This window comes from Agrobacterium larrymoorei, from assembly GCF_005145045.1.
Lineage (GTDB): Bacteria > Pseudomonadota > Alphaproteobacteria > Rhizobiales > Rhizobiaceae > Agrobacterium > Agrobacterium larrymoorei.
Window position 1 is genome coordinate 2,896,148 of the sequence record NZ_CP039691.1, and the last position, 13,298, is coordinate 2,909,445.

Annotated in this window: 14 protein-coding genes; 8 read left to right on the forward strand and 6 right to left on the reverse strand. The window is 57.8% G+C overall.

From position 1 onward, the window contains the following. Positions 1 to 201: 201 nt before the first annotated feature. Positions 202 to 1,563, reverse strand: coding sequence for an ATP-binding protein (locus CFBP5473_RS13990; protein ID WP_084631691.1), 1,362 nt, complete (start codon positions 1,561 to 1,563; stop codon positions 202 to 204). A 317-nt stretch (positions 1,564 to 1,880) separates the two neighbouring features. Continuing rightward, a complete protein-coding gene (locus tag CFBP5473_RS13995; protein ID WP_027675965.1) occupies positions 1,881 to 3,905 on the reverse strand; it encodes a methyl-accepting chemotaxis protein in 2,025 nt (674 codons plus the stop codon). 372 nt (positions 3,906 to 4,277) lie between these two features. On the opposite strand from CFBP5473_RS13995, the gene rpmH reads away from it, so the two are divergent. The 4 genes from rpmH to yihA are packed head-to-tail and all read left to right on the forward strand — an operon-like array spanning position 4,278 to position 7,288. After that, a complete protein-coding gene (gene rpmH, locus CFBP5473_RS14000; protein WP_010972613.1) occupies positions 4,278 to 4,415 on the forward strand; it encodes a 50S ribosomal protein L34 in 138 nt (45 codons plus the stop codon). 31 nt (positions 4,416 to 4,446) lie between these two features. Continuing rightward, positions 4,447 to 4,830 (forward strand): ribonuclease P protein component, encoded by a 384-nt coding sequence (gene rnpA, locus CFBP5473_RS14005; RefSeq protein WP_027675964.1) that lies wholly within the window; start codon positions 4,447 to 4,449, stop codon positions 4,828 to 4,830. Then, the gene (gene yidC / locus CFBP5473_RS14010; RefSeq protein WP_027675963.1) at positions 4,830 to 6,644 is read left to right on the forward strand and encodes a membrane protein insertase YidC; all 1,815 of its coding nucleotides are present in this window, start codon (positions 4,830 to 4,832) and stop codon (positions 6,642 to 6,644) included. The genes rnpA and yidC overlap by 1 nt, the downstream gene beginning before the upstream one ends. Continuing rightward, on the forward strand, positions 6,641 to 7,288 hold the full coding sequence (yihA, locus tag CFBP5473_RS14015; protein ID WP_027675962.1) for a ribosome biogenesis GTP-binding protein YihA/YsxC: 648 nt from the start codon (positions 6,641 to 6,643) through the stop codon (positions 7,286 to 7,288). The genes yidC and yihA overlap by 4 nt, the downstream gene beginning before the upstream one ends. 6 nt (positions 7,289 to 7,294) lie before the next feature. Here the strand turns inward: yihA and CFBP5473_RS14020 are convergent, their stop codons facing one another. Continuing rightward, the gene (locus tag CFBP5473_RS14020) at positions 7,295 to 7,672 is read right to left on the reverse strand and encodes a hypothetical protein (RefSeq protein WP_027675961.1); all 378 of its coding nucleotides are present in this window, start codon (positions 7,670 to 7,672) and stop codon (positions 7,295 to 7,297) included. Between the two features lie 242 nt (positions 7,673 to 7,914). Here CFBP5473_RS14020 and argB point away from each other — a divergent pair, with 242 nt between their 5' ends. Next, positions 7,915 to 8,799: an acetylglutamate kinase gene (gene argB, locus CFBP5473_RS14025; RefSeq protein ID WP_027675960.1), complete on the forward strand. Its 885-nt coding sequence runs from the start codon at positions 7,915 to 7,917 to the stop codon at positions 8,797 to 8,799. Positions 8,800 to 8,819: 20 nt separating this feature from the next. Here argB and CFBP5473_RS14030 read toward each other — a convergent pair whose 3' ends face one another. After that, complete coding sequence (locus tag CFBP5473_RS14030) at positions 8,820 to 9,737, reverse strand: DMT family transporter (RefSeq protein ID WP_027675959.1); 918 nt, start codon at positions 9,735 to 9,737, stop codon at positions 8,820 to 8,822. 105 nt (positions 9,738 to 9,842) lie between these two features. On the opposite strand from CFBP5473_RS14030, the gene CFBP5473_RS14035 reads away from it, so the two are divergent. Beyond that, positions 9,843 to 10,562: a pyrimidine 5'-nucleotidase gene (locus tag CFBP5473_RS14035; RefSeq protein ID WP_027675958.1), complete on the forward strand. Its 720-nt coding sequence runs from the start codon at positions 9,843 to 9,845 to the stop codon at positions 10,560 to 10,562. Positions 10,563 to 10,675: 113 nt separating this feature from the next. Further along, positions 10,676 to 11,260: an EF-hand domain-containing protein gene (locus CFBP5473_RS14040; protein WP_027675957.1), complete on the forward strand. Its 585-nt coding sequence runs from the start codon at positions 10,676 to 10,678 to the stop codon at positions 11,258 to 11,260. A 67-nt stretch (positions 11,261 to 11,327) separates the two neighbouring features. Here the strand turns inward: CFBP5473_RS14040 and CFBP5473_RS14045 are convergent, their stop codons facing one another. Continuing rightward, complete coding sequence (locus tag CFBP5473_RS14045; RefSeq protein WP_027675956.1) at positions 11,328 to 11,585, reverse strand: BQ00720 family protein; 258 nt, start codon at positions 11,583 to 11,585, stop codon at positions 11,328 to 11,330. A 61-nt stretch (positions 11,586 to 11,646) separates the two neighbouring features. After that, positions 11,647 to 12,072, reverse strand: coding sequence for an Hsp20 family protein (locus CFBP5473_RS14050; RefSeq protein WP_027675955.1), 426 nt, complete (start codon positions 12,070 to 12,072; stop codon positions 11,647 to 11,649). A gap of 206 nt (positions 12,073 to 12,278) precedes the next feature. Between CFBP5473_RS14050 and CFBP5473_RS14055 the strand changes: the two genes are divergently transcribed. Further along, the gene (locus CFBP5473_RS14055; protein WP_027675954.1) at positions 12,279 to 13,223 is read left to right on the forward strand and encodes a nucleoside hydrolase; all 945 of its coding nucleotides are present in this window, start codon (positions 12,279 to 12,281) and stop codon (positions 13,221 to 13,223) included. Positions 13,224 to 13,298: the final 75 nt, after the last annotated feature.

Here is a 13,298-nt window from a genome sequence, read left to right on the forward strand (position 1 = left end):
AAACGTCCTCCGTTTGAATGCAAGCGATTTTGCTGAGAAATTGTCATTTTCCTGCAATGAATTTTATAAGTCATTGAAATTTAATAATTATTCCAGATGGCGAATTTTTAGCGCCAGCTGTGGGTAATCGTTGTGAGGATTTTGAGCGGAATTTTGCGGCGGGGAACGCGGGGAGAAATCAGCTGTGGCGGGCTTCCGAGTTCAACCTGCGGCGGCTTGCGACTGGGGCTGGGGGCGGTCGGTGATTTCGATGCGGAACTGGGTGCCTCGGTCGGATTTTTCGACGAGGGCGATGGTTCCCCGGTGGGAAAGGACGAGCTCGCGTGCGATGACGAGGCCGAGCCCCGTTCCGCCGGAGCGGGCCGAACCGCGGAAGGCGGAGAAGAGGTTCTCGCGGGCCTTTTGAGGCATGCCGGGACCATTGTCGTCAATGACGATGCTGACGACGTCTTCATTGCGCTGTGCGGCGATTATCAGGCGTTTTACGGGGTAATCCTCCGTGCTGGCTTGCTGAAGCGCTTGCACGGCGTTTCTACAGATATTGTACAGCACCCTGAAAAGCTGCTCGCTATCGGCATCGATCCTGAGATCTGCGGGAACATTATCGATGAATTCTATCCCGCTTTCGGGATCGATGGCGAGGATGTCTTTCACATCCTGCACCAGCTCATCGAGTTCGATGATGCGACGCTTCGGGGCGCCTTCGGTGGCCTGACCATAGGCCAGAACTTCGCTCGTATAGCCGACGGCGCGGTCGATGGTGCGCAACAGCTTCGGCGCGAAGCTTCTGACCATCGGGTCCTCGACATCCACCAGCCTGTCGGACATCAGCTGCGCGGAGGAGAGAATGTTGCGCATATCGTGATTGATCTTGGAAACGGCGAGACCGAGATCGGCAAGGTTCTTCTGCTGTCTCAGCGTCTTTTGCAGCTGCGCCTGCATATCCGCCAAATGCCGCCCGGCGACCGCAAGTTCGTCAGTGCCTTCCTCCGGCTTGAACAGACTTGCAGGATCGTCCGGCTGTTCGGAGAAGGTCTGCATGCCAAGCGTCAGGCGGCGGATGGGGCGGATGAGGATGCGGTTGATCGAGACGAAAATCAGGCTGGCGGTGATCAGCGAGAGCGCAATCGAAATCATCAGGACGTTGCCTGCATAAGCAATCATCGCGGCGCGCAGCTTGTGCTCGCCGATGACGATCTCGATGATCATATTGCTGTCGCCGATGACATCGAAGACGCGAATGACGCGGTTGCCGCCGAAAAGCAGCACGGAGAAAGCATCGCGAACGGCTGTCAGTTGCGAGACATCCGAGAGATCGTACTGATCGTCCACGCTTGGCGGCACTTCGGTTGCGGCAAGCAGCGTGGAGGTGCCGTCCTTTTTCAGCGCGATCAGCTTGGCACCAGTTGCCAGCAGCGTATCGTTCTGAACGCTGCGGGGAAGTTCGGTCTGGAGCCCGTCTATGACCACGCCTGCCGCAGCGGCGGTATTGAGCCTGTCGCGCAGCCAGGAAAGCCGCATATTGGCAACCGAGGGCACGAAGATCAGAACTTCGGCAATCATGACGAAGACGACCGTCAGCAGAAGCAGGCGACCGGACAAGCCCTTGGTCAGGCCCGGTGCTTCGCTGCGCGGATCCTCCTGCTCAAGACCGATCCTGTTTCTGACTGTCGAAAACACCAGGCCTTTTCCTGTTGATCTGCGGGCGTCTGGCTGAGAGCCGTTCAGGCTTAATTACCGGCGCAATTGCCTAATTCCAAGCCATAATAAGGATTTGAAACGGAATTTCAAACACATGCGATGCGCAAGGGAAATGAGCTGGGCAAAACGAAAAACGCCGCCCCGAAAGGCGGCGCTTCATCTTAGAAATTCAGGCGGAATCAGAACTCCTGCCACTCGTCCCTGCTCTGCGCAACGGCAGCGGAGCCGCTGAAGGCGCGGGCGACGCTGCCCATCATCTTGCGGGCCGGTGAGGCGACCGGAGCGGACTTCGCGGTGGCGGAAGAAGGCCGTGCCGGTGCCGCATAGGCAGAGGCTGAAGAGGTCTCGTTGCCGAGGCGGAAGCGACCGACCAGCGAGACCAGCGTGGCTGCTTCGCCACTCAGCTTGTGGGTGGCGGCGGAGGTTTCCTCCACCATGGCCGCATTGCGCTGGGTTACCTGATCCATCTGGTTGATGGCCGTATTGACTTCCTGCAGACCGGTGGACTGCTCTTTGGCAGCGGTGGCAATGGAATGGATGTGATCGTTGATGCTCAAGACGCGCGTCTCGATCTCATCCAGTGCAGCCCCCGTCTGCTGCACCAGCGTCACGCCGTTGCCGACTTCATGACCGGACTTGGTAATGAGCGCCTTGATATCCTTCGCCGCATTGGCGGAACGCTGCGCAAGCTCACGCACTTCCTGTGCCACGACGGCAAAGCCTTTGCCCGCTTCACCCGCGCGCGCCGCTTCCACACCCGCATTGAGAGCCAGAAGATTGGTCTGGAATGCGATCTCGTCGATCACGTTGATGATCTGACTGATTTCACGCGAGGCCTGCTCGATACGGCCCATGGCATTGACCGCATCGCGGACGACCTTTGCGGAATGGGCCGTCTTTTCCTTGGTTTCGGAAACCATGGTGCTGGCCTCCTGGGCGCGCTCCGTGGAATTCTTCACGACAGCGGTGATCTCGTCCAGCGCGGCTGAGGTCTCCTCGAGAGCTGCCGCCTGCTGCTCGGTGCGCTTGGAGAGGTCGTCGGCAGCCGCGCGGAGTTCGTTGGCGTTGCCATTGATGCTTTCGGTGCTGCCGCGCACTTCCGACATGGTGGCTTTCAGCTTGGAAAGCGTTTCGTTGACGTTGGCCTGAAGTTCGGCAAACACCCCGTGGAAGTTGCCATTCATCGATTGCGTCAAATCGCCATGGGCGAGATTTGCCATGACGCGACCTGTTTCGGACACGCCGCTATCGACGCTGGTCAGGAGATCGTTGATGTTTCTGGCGAAGCGGTTGAGATTGTCGTCGCCGTAATCCTTGGTGATGCGACGACCGAAGTCCCCTTGCGCTGCCGCGCCCACGACTTCCGCCATACCGGCCTGAAGGTCGTCGCTCTTGGCGCGCATGGCGGTTTCCTGCGCGTTCATGCGGCGCACTTCAAGCCCATTGCGCTTGAAGACTTCGACGGCTGCGGCCATTTCGCCGATTTCGTCCTTGCGGTCGAGATAGGGCACGTCCGTATCGAGATTTCCGTCAGCCACCGCATTCATGACTTCCGATACCTTGAGGATCGGCGCGCTCAGCTGTCTGGAGCCGATATAAAGACCGCCGATCGTGCCGGCGGCGACACCGATGACCGTGACGAGACCGACGGCGAGTAAAATCAGTTCGCCGAAATCTTCGATGTCGGCCTTGATCGTATCGAGTTCCTTGAGGTCGTTTTTGACGACCGCGTCGATTTCCGTCTGATAGGCCTTGCGGTTTTCGCGGTTGGCCTCGTTGTTGCCTTGCGTATTGGCGTCCTGAGGGCTCACTTCCCGGCCAAGGCGCGCGGTTTCCGTGCGGAAGGTGCGGAATTCGGCGAAACGCTTCTCGATATTGTCGAAGGAAGCGGCCTGATAAGCGGGAACCTGCGGCTTCCACTCCTTCAGCAGTGCCGCCATGTCATCCAGGTTTTTGACGATGCCATCGGAAAATTTGGCGGCAGCAGCCGTATCCTTTGCGGCGTAGACACCGCGTGCTTCCATGACGACTGCGGTTACGAGACGGTTGAGGGTTTCGCCGTGGCGGGCGCGATCTGCAACACTGTCGAGCGCAAGCGCCTGATCGTGATATTTATTGATCGCGTAGATGGAGAGACCGCCGATGCTGCAAGCAACGAGGCTCAACAGCCCAACTAGAAGATTGATCTTACTCCGGATTTTCACTGCGAATTCCCCTCAAAAACGCCAAGCTTACAAAAACGCAAGAAAGAAGCCCCCCTGACATTTTGTCATGACAACATTTATCTCTGCTCCCTTAAGAAATAATTTCGGATTTTACTTATTGAGCCAAATCAGAAAAAAGACTGCCCTTACGGAAGTTCGCAGATAACACTTCGGCAAAGCCTGCTCGTTGCAGTTTGCGCGAAGTGCTGAACGCCGGGTGCCGTTCTGCAATTGACTTTCCAGCCCTAAAGCCCTTATAAGCCCGCACGTCCGGGCATTTCATGCCGCAATGTCGGCTGGCCGGGCATCAATCGAAACGCTCTTGCCCTTGAGGCAAAGTCAAGAAGGGCCGCACCCCGCGGTATTAAATAAATGTCGAAGCGTACTTTTCAGCCGTCCAAGCTTGTTCGCAAGCGTCGTCACGGCTTCCGTGCCCGCATGGCTACTGCTGGTGGCCGCAAGGTTCTGGCTGCTCGCCGCGCACGCGGTCGTGCACGTCTGTCCGCCTAATCAGGCAGTTGCCCGATGAAAGTCGCGGCACATGACAGATAAGAAGAAAATGCCCGGTCGGTTGAAAAACCGACCGGAGTTCCTTGCCGTTCAGGCGGGTGAAAAAAGGCGTGGAAGCGCTTTTCTTCTGGAGGTGCTGAACAGGCACGCTCCCGAAACCGAACCGAGGGTCGGTTTTACCGTCACCAAACGTCAGGGAAACTCGGTGGAGCGCAATCGCATGCGCCGCCGTCTCAGGGAGGCCGTCAGGCTTTCAGCCGGGTTTGCAATGAAGCCCGGGCATGACTATGTGATTGTCGCCCGAAGGGACGCATTGAATACCGACTTCGCCGTACTGGAAAACTTGCTCATAGAGCGGATCGAGGGACGCGCGAAGAACGGACGCTCCCGGGAGACCCGCTCCAGGAAAGAATGATGGAAAAAAACCGCAATTACTTTATCGCGATCGCCCTTTCGGTTGTCATCGTACTTGCCTGGCAGTTTCTCTATATGAACCCGCGCATCGAGCAGCAGCGCCGCACTGAGGAGGCACGTCAGGCGCAGCAGGCCGCGCAACAGACCGAGACCACGACGCCTTCCACGGGCACTGGAACGCCGGGTGCCGCCGCACCGAGCGGTGCGCTTCCGGGCGCAAGCGGCCAGCAGGCTGCGACTGCCTCCCGCGAAGAAGCGCTTGCCAAGTCTCAGCGCGTCGAAATCGACACCAATGCGATTGCCGGTTCGATCAACCTGACGGGCGCTCGTCTCGATGACGTTCGCCTGAAGGACTATCATGAGACGGTTGACGACTCGAGCCCCATCATCACGCTCCTTTCGCCCTCGCAGTCGCGCGATGGCTACTTCACCGAACTCGGCTATATCGGCAGCGATAGCGTCGGCACCGTTCCGGGCCCAGCCACTGTCTGGACCGCGCAGAGCGGCGCGAAGCTGACCGAGTCCACCCCGGTCACGCTCTCGTTTACCAATGACAAGGGCGTCGTCTTCAACCGCACGATTGCGATTGACGATCACTACATGATCACGATCACCGACAGAATAGAGAACCCCGGCCAGGAGCCGATCTCTCTGTCGAGCTACGGTCGCATCACCCGCAACAACAAGCCGACGACGCCTGCGGTCTTCGTTATTCACGAAGGCTTCCTGGGCGTTTCCGGAACGGATGGCGGTCTGTCTGAAGAAACCTACAAGAAGGCCGAGGAAGCGCCGATGAAGTTGCCGAAGGCAACGGGCGGCTGGCTCGGAATTACCGACAAGTACTGGGCAGCGGCAATCGTCCCGCCGCAGACGGTTCCTGTCGAAACCACCTTCTCACACTTTACCGATGGCCAGCCACGTTACCAGGCCGACTATCGCGGCGATGCCGTGACCGTTGCGCCCGGCCAGTCCATCGAGTTGAAGAACCTCGTCTTCGCCGGTGCCAAGGAAGTGCCGCTGGTGGATCGTTACGAGACGCAGTATGCCATTCCGAAGTTCGACCTTCTGATCGACTGGGGCTGGTTCTACTTCATCACCAAGCCGATGTTCAAACTGATGGACTTCTTCTTCCGTCACGTGGGCAATTTCGGCGTTGCGATCCTTCTGACCACCATCGTCGTCAAGCTTCTGTTCTTCCCGCTGGCCAGCAAGCAATACGCTTCCATGGCCAACATGAAGCGCGTTCAGCCGAAGATGGAAGAGTTGAAGGCCAAGCATGGCGATGACCGCATGGCCATGCAGCAGGCGATGATGCAGCTCTACAAGGAAGAAAAGATTAACCCGGTTGCCGGCTGCTGGCCGATGCTTCTGCAGATCCCTGTCTTCTTTGCGCTCTACAAGGTCATCTACGTCACCATCGAAATGCGTCATGCGCCGTTCTTCGGCTGGATTCACGATCTTTCTGCGCCGGACCCGACCTCGCTGTTCAACCTGTTCGGCCTTCTGCCTTACGACGTGCCGCACTTCCTGATGATCGGCGTCTGGCCAATCATCATGGGCATCACCATGTTCCTGCAGATGCGCATGAACCCGACGCCGCCAGATCCGACCCAGGCGATGATCTTCACCTGGATGCCGCTGATCTTCACCTTCATGCTGGCTTCCTTCCCTGCTGGTCTCGTTATCTACTGGGCATGGAACAACACGCTGTCGATTTCGCAGCAGGCCGTCATCATGAAGCGCCACGGTGCCAAGATCGAGCTCTTCGACAATATAAAAGGGCTCTTTAAGCGAAAGCCGGTGCAGTCGAAATGACCGGTGACAAGCCACTCTTCGGAAGGCCGTGGATTTTCATCCGCGGCGTTCCGGCCATGAAGTTTCTTCCTCCTGAAGGCCCGGCAGAGATCGCTTTTGCCGGGCGTTCCAATGTGGGCAAGTCTTCGCTGATCAACGCACTGGTTGGCCACAAGGGTCTTGCGCGTACGTCCAACACGCCGGGCCGCACGCAGGAACTCAACTATTTCGTTCCCGAAGGTTACACCGGTGCCGGTGACGATCTGCCGCCAATGGCGCTGGTCGACATGCCGGGCTATGGTTACGCGCAGGCGCCAAAGGATCAGGTCGACAACTGGACCAAGCTCGTTTTCGATTATCTGCGTGGCCGCGCCACATTGAAGCGCGTCTATGTGCTGATCGACTCCCGTCATGGCATCAAGAAGAATGACGAGGATGTGCTGACGCTGCTCGACAAGGCAGCCGTGTCTTACCAGATCGTTTTGACCAAGACGGACAAGATCAAGGACCCCGCCGTTCCGCGCCTGATCAGCGAAACGCTGGAGAAAATCCGCAAGCGCCCTGCGGCTTACCCGGAAGTTCTGGCGACATCGTCGGAAAAATCGGCGGGGCTGGATGAGCTGCGCGCGGAGATCTGCAAGACCGTCGGTTACGCGCAGGTCTGAAGGTGCTCATGCGATGGTGAAGAAAAGCACCATCGCCCACACGATGGCGGCAAGCGTCATCAAGCGCCAGAAGCGCGTGGAATTCCATAGAGCTGAGATAATGGCAAAGCGGCCATAGATGCTGCGATGCAGCCTGTCATCCGGGCGGCGCCGGGCGTGGTCCATGGATGCATCCATGTAGGATGCAAAGCTGCGCTTCTCATGCGCATCGGATTCGCTAAGATTATCCTGCCAGCGGCGCACCATGGCCGCGAATTGGCGGTCTTTTTTGATGCGTTTCGCCAGCTCTGCTTTCACGTCTTCGGGCAGCGCCCCGAGCACGAACTTGCCCGCCAGCACTTCATCCTTCAAGCCGCCGTATTTCTCCCTATCCGGCAAGGTCATTCGTCATCGAACTCCCGCTTGTCTGCGCACCAGCCGTCATCATGACGGCCTGTCGATGCAACCCTCATCGACCGGCACTCACTCCCCATCCAAAGCTCTCGCGATTGAGGCCTGATGTCAATCAGATTAGCCTTCACTGATATGATCGTGTTTGAATTTTCTGCCTCTCTAGTGTCGCATGCGTGTTTCATCCGTCAAAAACTTACGATAAAAGCGGCGCAATCAAGGACGAGGTTTATTCCATGGCAAGTTCCGAAAGCGAAATGCAGGCCCGGCTTCTGGCTCAGGCCCTTCCCTTCATGCAGAAATACGAAAACAAGACCATCGTGGTGAAATACGGCGGTCATGCCATGGGGGATACCGCTCTCGGTAAAGCCTTTGCCGAAGACATCGCGCTTCTCAAGCAATCCGGCATCAACCCCATCGTCGTGCATGGTGGCGGGCCGCAGATTGGCGCGATGCTTTCCAAGATGGGTATCGAATCGAAATTCGAAGGCGGCCTGCGCGTCACCGACGCCAAGACGGTCGAAATCGTCGAAATGGTTCTGGCCGGTTCGATCAACAAGGAGATCGTCGCGCTCATCAACCAGACCGGCGAGTGGGCGATTGGCCTGTGCGGCAAGGACGGCAACATGGTCTTTGCCGAAAAGGCACGCAAGACCGTGATCGATCCCGATAGCAATATCGAACGCGTTCTCGACCTCGGCTTCGTCGGCGAAGTCGTGGAAGTGGACCGAACGCTGCTGGACCTTCTGGCGAAATCCGAGATGATCCCTGTCATTGCCCCCGTTGCGCCCGGCCGCGATGGTGCGACCTACAACATCAATGCCGACACCTTTGCCGGTGCCATCGCCGGTGCGCTGCATGCCAGCCGCCTGCTGTTCCTCACGGATGTCGAAGGCGTTCTGGACAAGAACAAGGAACTGATCAAGGAGCTGACCGTCTCGCAGGCGCGCGCGCTGATCAAGGACGGCACGATTTCCGGCGGTATGATTCCCAAGGTGGAAACCTGCATCGAGGCCATTCAGGCCGGTGTGCAGGGCGTCGTCATCCTCAACGGCAAGACGCCGCATTCCGTGTTGCTGGAAATCTTCACCGAAGGTGCGGGAACGCTGATCGTTCCCTGATCTAGACAGGGCCGCTGCTTTTAACCGAAAGCAAGCAATGCCAGCACGCCGAGTACGATCAACAGGCAGCCGGACAATTCCAGCCTGTTGATCTTTTCCTTGAACAGGAAAACCGTCGAGGCGAAGGCAAAGAGCATTTCCACCTGTGCCAGCGCCTTGACCACTGCCGCCTGCTGCAACGTCATCGCAGTGAACCAGCCGAATGAGGCTGTCGCGCCCACGAAGCCAACGACGATGCCCGGCTTCCAAGCCTTGGCAATACGAGGCAATTCGTCCCTTTCCCTCAAAACGATCCAGGCAAGCATGCAGACCGTCTGCGTGACGATGACGACGACGAGAGTAAAGCTCGCCTGCATGACTGCGTCCGGTGTGGGCAGGCTCGGCGCCACCGCCAGCGAAGCCGATCTGTAGGCCACGGAAGACAGGCCGAAGAAAGCACCCGAGGCCAGACCTATTCCGGCGGTGCGGCTGAAGATAGAGGTGAGAATGGAGCCGGGCGAAAGCTCCGTGCGCGCCACCGATATCAGCATGACGCCCCACACCGAGATCGCGATGGCAATTAGCGTTCCTGCGCTGACACTTTCTCCAACGAAGATCAGGGCGAAGAGAGCCGCCTGCGCCGGTTCTGTGCGCGAATAGGCCGTGCCGACGGCGAAATTCCGAAAGGAAAAGAGGTGGACAAGGAGAAAGGTCGCTGCGATCTGCGCCATCGCGCCCACTCCCGCCCACAGGGCAAACAGCAGATTAGGCGATGGCAGCGGCTTGCCCAAGCCGAAATGCAGGAAGGTGAGATAGGCAAGTGCAAACGGCATGCCGAAGCCGAAGCGCACGAAGGTCGCTCCGGTCGTTCCCATGCTTTGCTTGAGATGCTTTTGAAAGGTCGAGCGCAGGTTCTGCAAGAACGCGCTGACCAGTGTAATGCCAATCCACAGTTCCATGATTGTGCGATATCATGCCGACAGACACGCCGCCAAGGACGGTTTTCGCTCTACTCGTCGCCTTTTCGATTTTCTTTGCGCGGCGAAGAGGGCATAAAGCCTCCCATGAACACAAAGCCGAAAAATACAGCCGACGCCGCCGATTTTGCCCATGTGAGCGAATGGGTCTTCGACCTCGACAACACGCTCTATCCCCACCACGTCAATCTCTTTTCGCAGATAGACCGCAACATGACGGCCTATGTGGCCGAACTGCTGCAAATGGAGCCGGAGGAAGCGCGGGCGCTGCAGAAGCGTTATTATCATGAGCACGGCACGACGTTGCAGGGATTGATGATCCATTACGGCATCGACCCGAACGATTTTCTGGAAAAGGCGCACGCGATCGATTATTCGGCCCTGCTTCCCGATCCGGACTTGGGAGAAGCGATCAAGGCACTGCCGGGGCGCAAGTTCATCCTTACCAATGGCAGTGTAAGCCACGCACAGGCAGCGGCGGGTGCACTTGGCATACTCGATCACTTCGAGGATATTTTCGACATCGTGGCCGCCGGTTATCTGCCGAAGCCCGCGAGCCAGACCTACGAGAAATTCGCGGCCTTGACCAAACTGGATACCAAGCGTGCAGCCATGTTTGAGGACCTGCCGCGCAATCTCACCGCGCCCAAGGCGCTGGGCATGAAGACCGTTCTTCTGGTGCCGCGCAATCTGGAAGGCATCGTTATGGAGCGATGGGAAATTCCCGCCGAGACGGACGACCATATCGACTACATTACCGACGATCTGGCTGCGTTTCTGGGGTCATTGCACGCTCAGCGCGCATAATCTTAACGGCTTTATTACGGATAATTCATGCACCTTACTGATGTTTAAGTGGTGAGGTGCAGGCGTTGCCCCTACCTTCCTTCTCAGGGACACCAAAGGAAAAGGTAACGACGATGTTGAAACGAAAAATCGCCCTCACTGCTCTTGGCGGCGCCCTGTTGCTCAGCGCCGCAGCACCGATGGCATTTGCCGCTCCGCGCGGTGGCCCGGATAGGCATGGACCCCAGATGCGCCCGGAAGTGGCGTTTGTCTATCTGCTGAAGGTGGCCGATACCAACAAGGACGGCAAGATCACCAAGGAAGAGTTCGCAGCCCGTCAGGACGCGCTGTTTACCGAGATCGACGCCAACAAGGACGGATCGATCACGCCGAAGGAAATGCGTGACTACCGCAAGGCCAAGATGGAAGCCTGGCGCGAAGCCAACCCACGCCCTGAAAAAGAAAATGCAAAGGTAGAGGGCGACAAGGCTGGCAAGCATGAAGGCAAGCGCCACGAAGCCCGCGAAGACGGCAAGGGCATGGGCAAGGGTCGCCACGGCAAGATGAACGGCATGTTCGCCATGGCCGATACGGATGGCAACGGCCAGATCAGCAAGGCGGAATTCACCGCTGCGGGCGAAAAAATGTTCGCACGTCTGGACCGCAACAATGACGGCGTCATCAGCATCGACGATATGCCCGACCGCCCCTTCATGTAATACGTATCAGGATTACGGAGGCCTGCCCAAGTGGTGGGCCTCTTTAACGACTTGGTCTGATCTCAGATCAATGCAGGCTGACGGTGCGCAGCTCGTCTTCCGCGGCCTTGTAGAAGGTGCTGGAGCGATTATCCGTCAATAAGATCGGGGTGCCATCGGCGCCGAACAGCGCCCAGAGATCCAGACCCGGATCGATTTCAGGCGCTTCCGGGAAACATTTCGTCACCTGCTCAGCGCGAATTTTCCGGATATAGCCCACTTCGCCCGCTCCAATGTGAGCAAGCTGCGATTTCGTCAGGCGCGCATGCGCTTCTTTCAAAAGCATATTTCAGCCTCCATAGTCTCGAACCGCATGGCTTTATGAATCAGCCCTTGCGTTCGGAGTCCTACTCTGAGACGGAAATGTTAATTTTCTTCACCATGCTGGAAATTTCGGGACGGACGAGTTCTATGGACAGCAGACCGTTTTTCAGACGCGCATCATGCACCTGCATTCCATCCGCCAGAACGAAGACGCGCTGGAACTGCCGCGCGGCAATACCGCGATAAATATAGTCCCGCTTTTCCTGTTCCTGCTGGCGTCCGCGAATGACAAGCTGGTTGTCTGCCGTGGTTACGTCCAGATCGTCTTCTGAAAATCCGGCGACTGCAATGGTGATACGCAGACGCTCCGGATGGCCGTTTTCGGCGGCAAGACGCTCGATATTATAGGGCGGATAGCCATCATTCGATTTGGCCATGCGCTCCAGCGTTTTTTCCATGGCATCGAAACCCAGCATCAGCGGGTGCGTGAAGGGTGTCATGCGGGTCATAGCTCTTGTCCTTGCATCCAAGCGACGGTCTTTAATGCGGATCTGCGCAAGGTCTTGCGCAACGCATCAGCCCCTGATCGGCGGCTTTTCTGCATATGGTAATATGGTGTTTGAAACTCAAGGAGATTGGCGTCTGAAAAGCGCTCTCGCTTGACAAGGCCGCAAAAGCAGCCTGAAAAGGCTCAAACACTGAAAACGGGATCATCATGGCCGAGCGCAGAAAAATCATCATCGACACCGATCCGGGGCAGGACGACGCAGCTGCCATCATGCTTGCGCTGGCAAGCCCGGAAAACATAGAAATTCTCGGCCTTTGCGCAGTTGCCGGCAATGTGCCGCTGAAGCTGACCAGCCGCAACATTCGCATTATTCTGGAACTGTGCAACCGCACCGAAATCCCGGTCTATGAAGGCTGCGCACGCCCACTGGTGCGCGAGCCGATCACTGCCGAACATGTGCATGGCAGCACGGGCCTCGACGGTCCCACCCTGCCGGAGCCGACGCTTGAGGCGCAGTCCCAGCATGCGGTCGATTTCATCATCGAGACGCTTCGCCGCGAACCGGAAGGCACCGTCACGCTCTGCACGCTCGGCGCGCTGACCAATATTGCGACAGCACTTCAGAAAGCCCCCGATATCGCGCCCCGGGTGAAGGAACTGGTGCTGATGGGTGGCGGTTTCTTCGAAGGTGGTAACATCACGCCTGCTGCGGAATTCAACATCTATGTCGATCCGCATGCGGCGGATATCGTGTTCCGCTCCGGCATTCCGCTCGTGATGATGCCGCTCGATGTGACGCACAAGCTTTTGACGACGAAGGCACGCGTTGCCCGCATTCGCGATATCGGCACGCGTCCGGCTATCGCCATGGCGGAAATGCTGGAATTCTTCGAGCGCTTCGACATCGAAAAATACGGCTCCGATGGCGGCCCGCTGCACGATCCGACCGTAATCGCCTATCTCATCAAGCCGGAGCTGTTCGACGGTCGCGACTGCAATGTTGAGATCGAGGCGTCATCAGAGCTGACCATGGGCATGACGGTGGTGGACTGGTGGAAAGTCACGGGTCGTCCCGCCAATGCCCGCGTGTTCCGCGATGTGGATTCCGATGGATTCTTCGAGCTCTTGACGGAGCGGTTTGCGCGGCTTTGACGGGGCGGACGTCGCGCCTCTCTCCGCCGTCATCCTCGGGCTTGATGTACAGCCTTGAGACATAGTTGACAGATG

What these genes read in the sequence shown, in the direction of transcription:
- CFBP5473_RS13990 (WP_084631691.1), bottom strand. Translation starts at nt 1,563, where the DNA reads ATGATTGCCGAAGTTCTGATCTTCGTGCCCTCGGTTGCCAATATGCGG.
- rpmH (WP_010972613.1), top strand. Translation starts at nt 4,278, where the DNA reads ATGTCGAAGCGTACTTTTCAGCCGTCCAAGCTTGTTCGCAAGCGTCGT.
- rnpA (WP_027675964.1), top strand. Translation starts at nt 4,447, where the DNA reads ATGACAGATAAGAAGAAAATGCCCGGTCGGTTGAAAAACCGACCGGAG.
- yidC (WP_027675963.1), top strand. Translation starts at nt 4,830, where the DNA reads ATGGAAAAAAACCGCAATTACTTTATCGCGATCGCCCTTTCGGTTGTC.
- yihA (WP_027675962.1), top strand. Translation starts at nt 6,641, where the DNA reads ATGACCGGTGACAAGCCACTCTTCGGAAGGCCGTGGATTTTCATCCGC.
- CFBP5473_RS14020 (WP_027675961.1), bottom strand. Translation starts at nt 7,672, where the DNA reads ATGACCTTGCCGGATAGGGAGAAATACGGCGGCTTGAAGGATGAAGTG.
- argB (WP_027675960.1), top strand. Translation starts at nt 7,915, where the DNA reads ATGGCAAGTTCCGAAAGCGAAATGCAGGCCCGGCTTCTGGCTCAGGCC.
- CFBP5473_RS14030 (WP_027675959.1), bottom strand. Translation starts at nt 9,737, where the DNA reads ATGGAACTGTGGATTGGCATTACACTGGTCAGCGCGTTCTTGCAGAAC.
- CFBP5473_RS14035 (WP_027675958.1), top strand. Translation starts at nt 9,843, where the DNA reads ATGAACACAAAGCCGAAAAATACAGCCGACGCCGCCGATTTTGCCCAT.
- CFBP5473_RS14040 (WP_027675957.1), top strand. Translation starts at nt 10,676, where the DNA reads ATGTTGAAACGAAAAATCGCCCTCACTGCTCTTGGCGGCGCCCTGTTG.
- CFBP5473_RS14045 (WP_027675956.1), bottom strand. Translation starts at nt 11,585, where the DNA reads ATGCTTTTGAAAGAAGCGCATGCGCGCCTGACGAAATCGCAGCTTGCT.
- CFBP5473_RS14050 (WP_027675955.1), bottom strand. Translation starts at nt 12,072, where the DNA reads ATGACCCGCATGACACCCTTCACGCACCCGCTGATGCTGGGTTTCGAT.
- CFBP5473_RS14055 (WP_027675954.1), top strand. Translation starts at nt 12,279, where the DNA reads ATGGCCGAGCGCAGAAAAATCATCATCGACACCGATCCGGGGCAGGAC.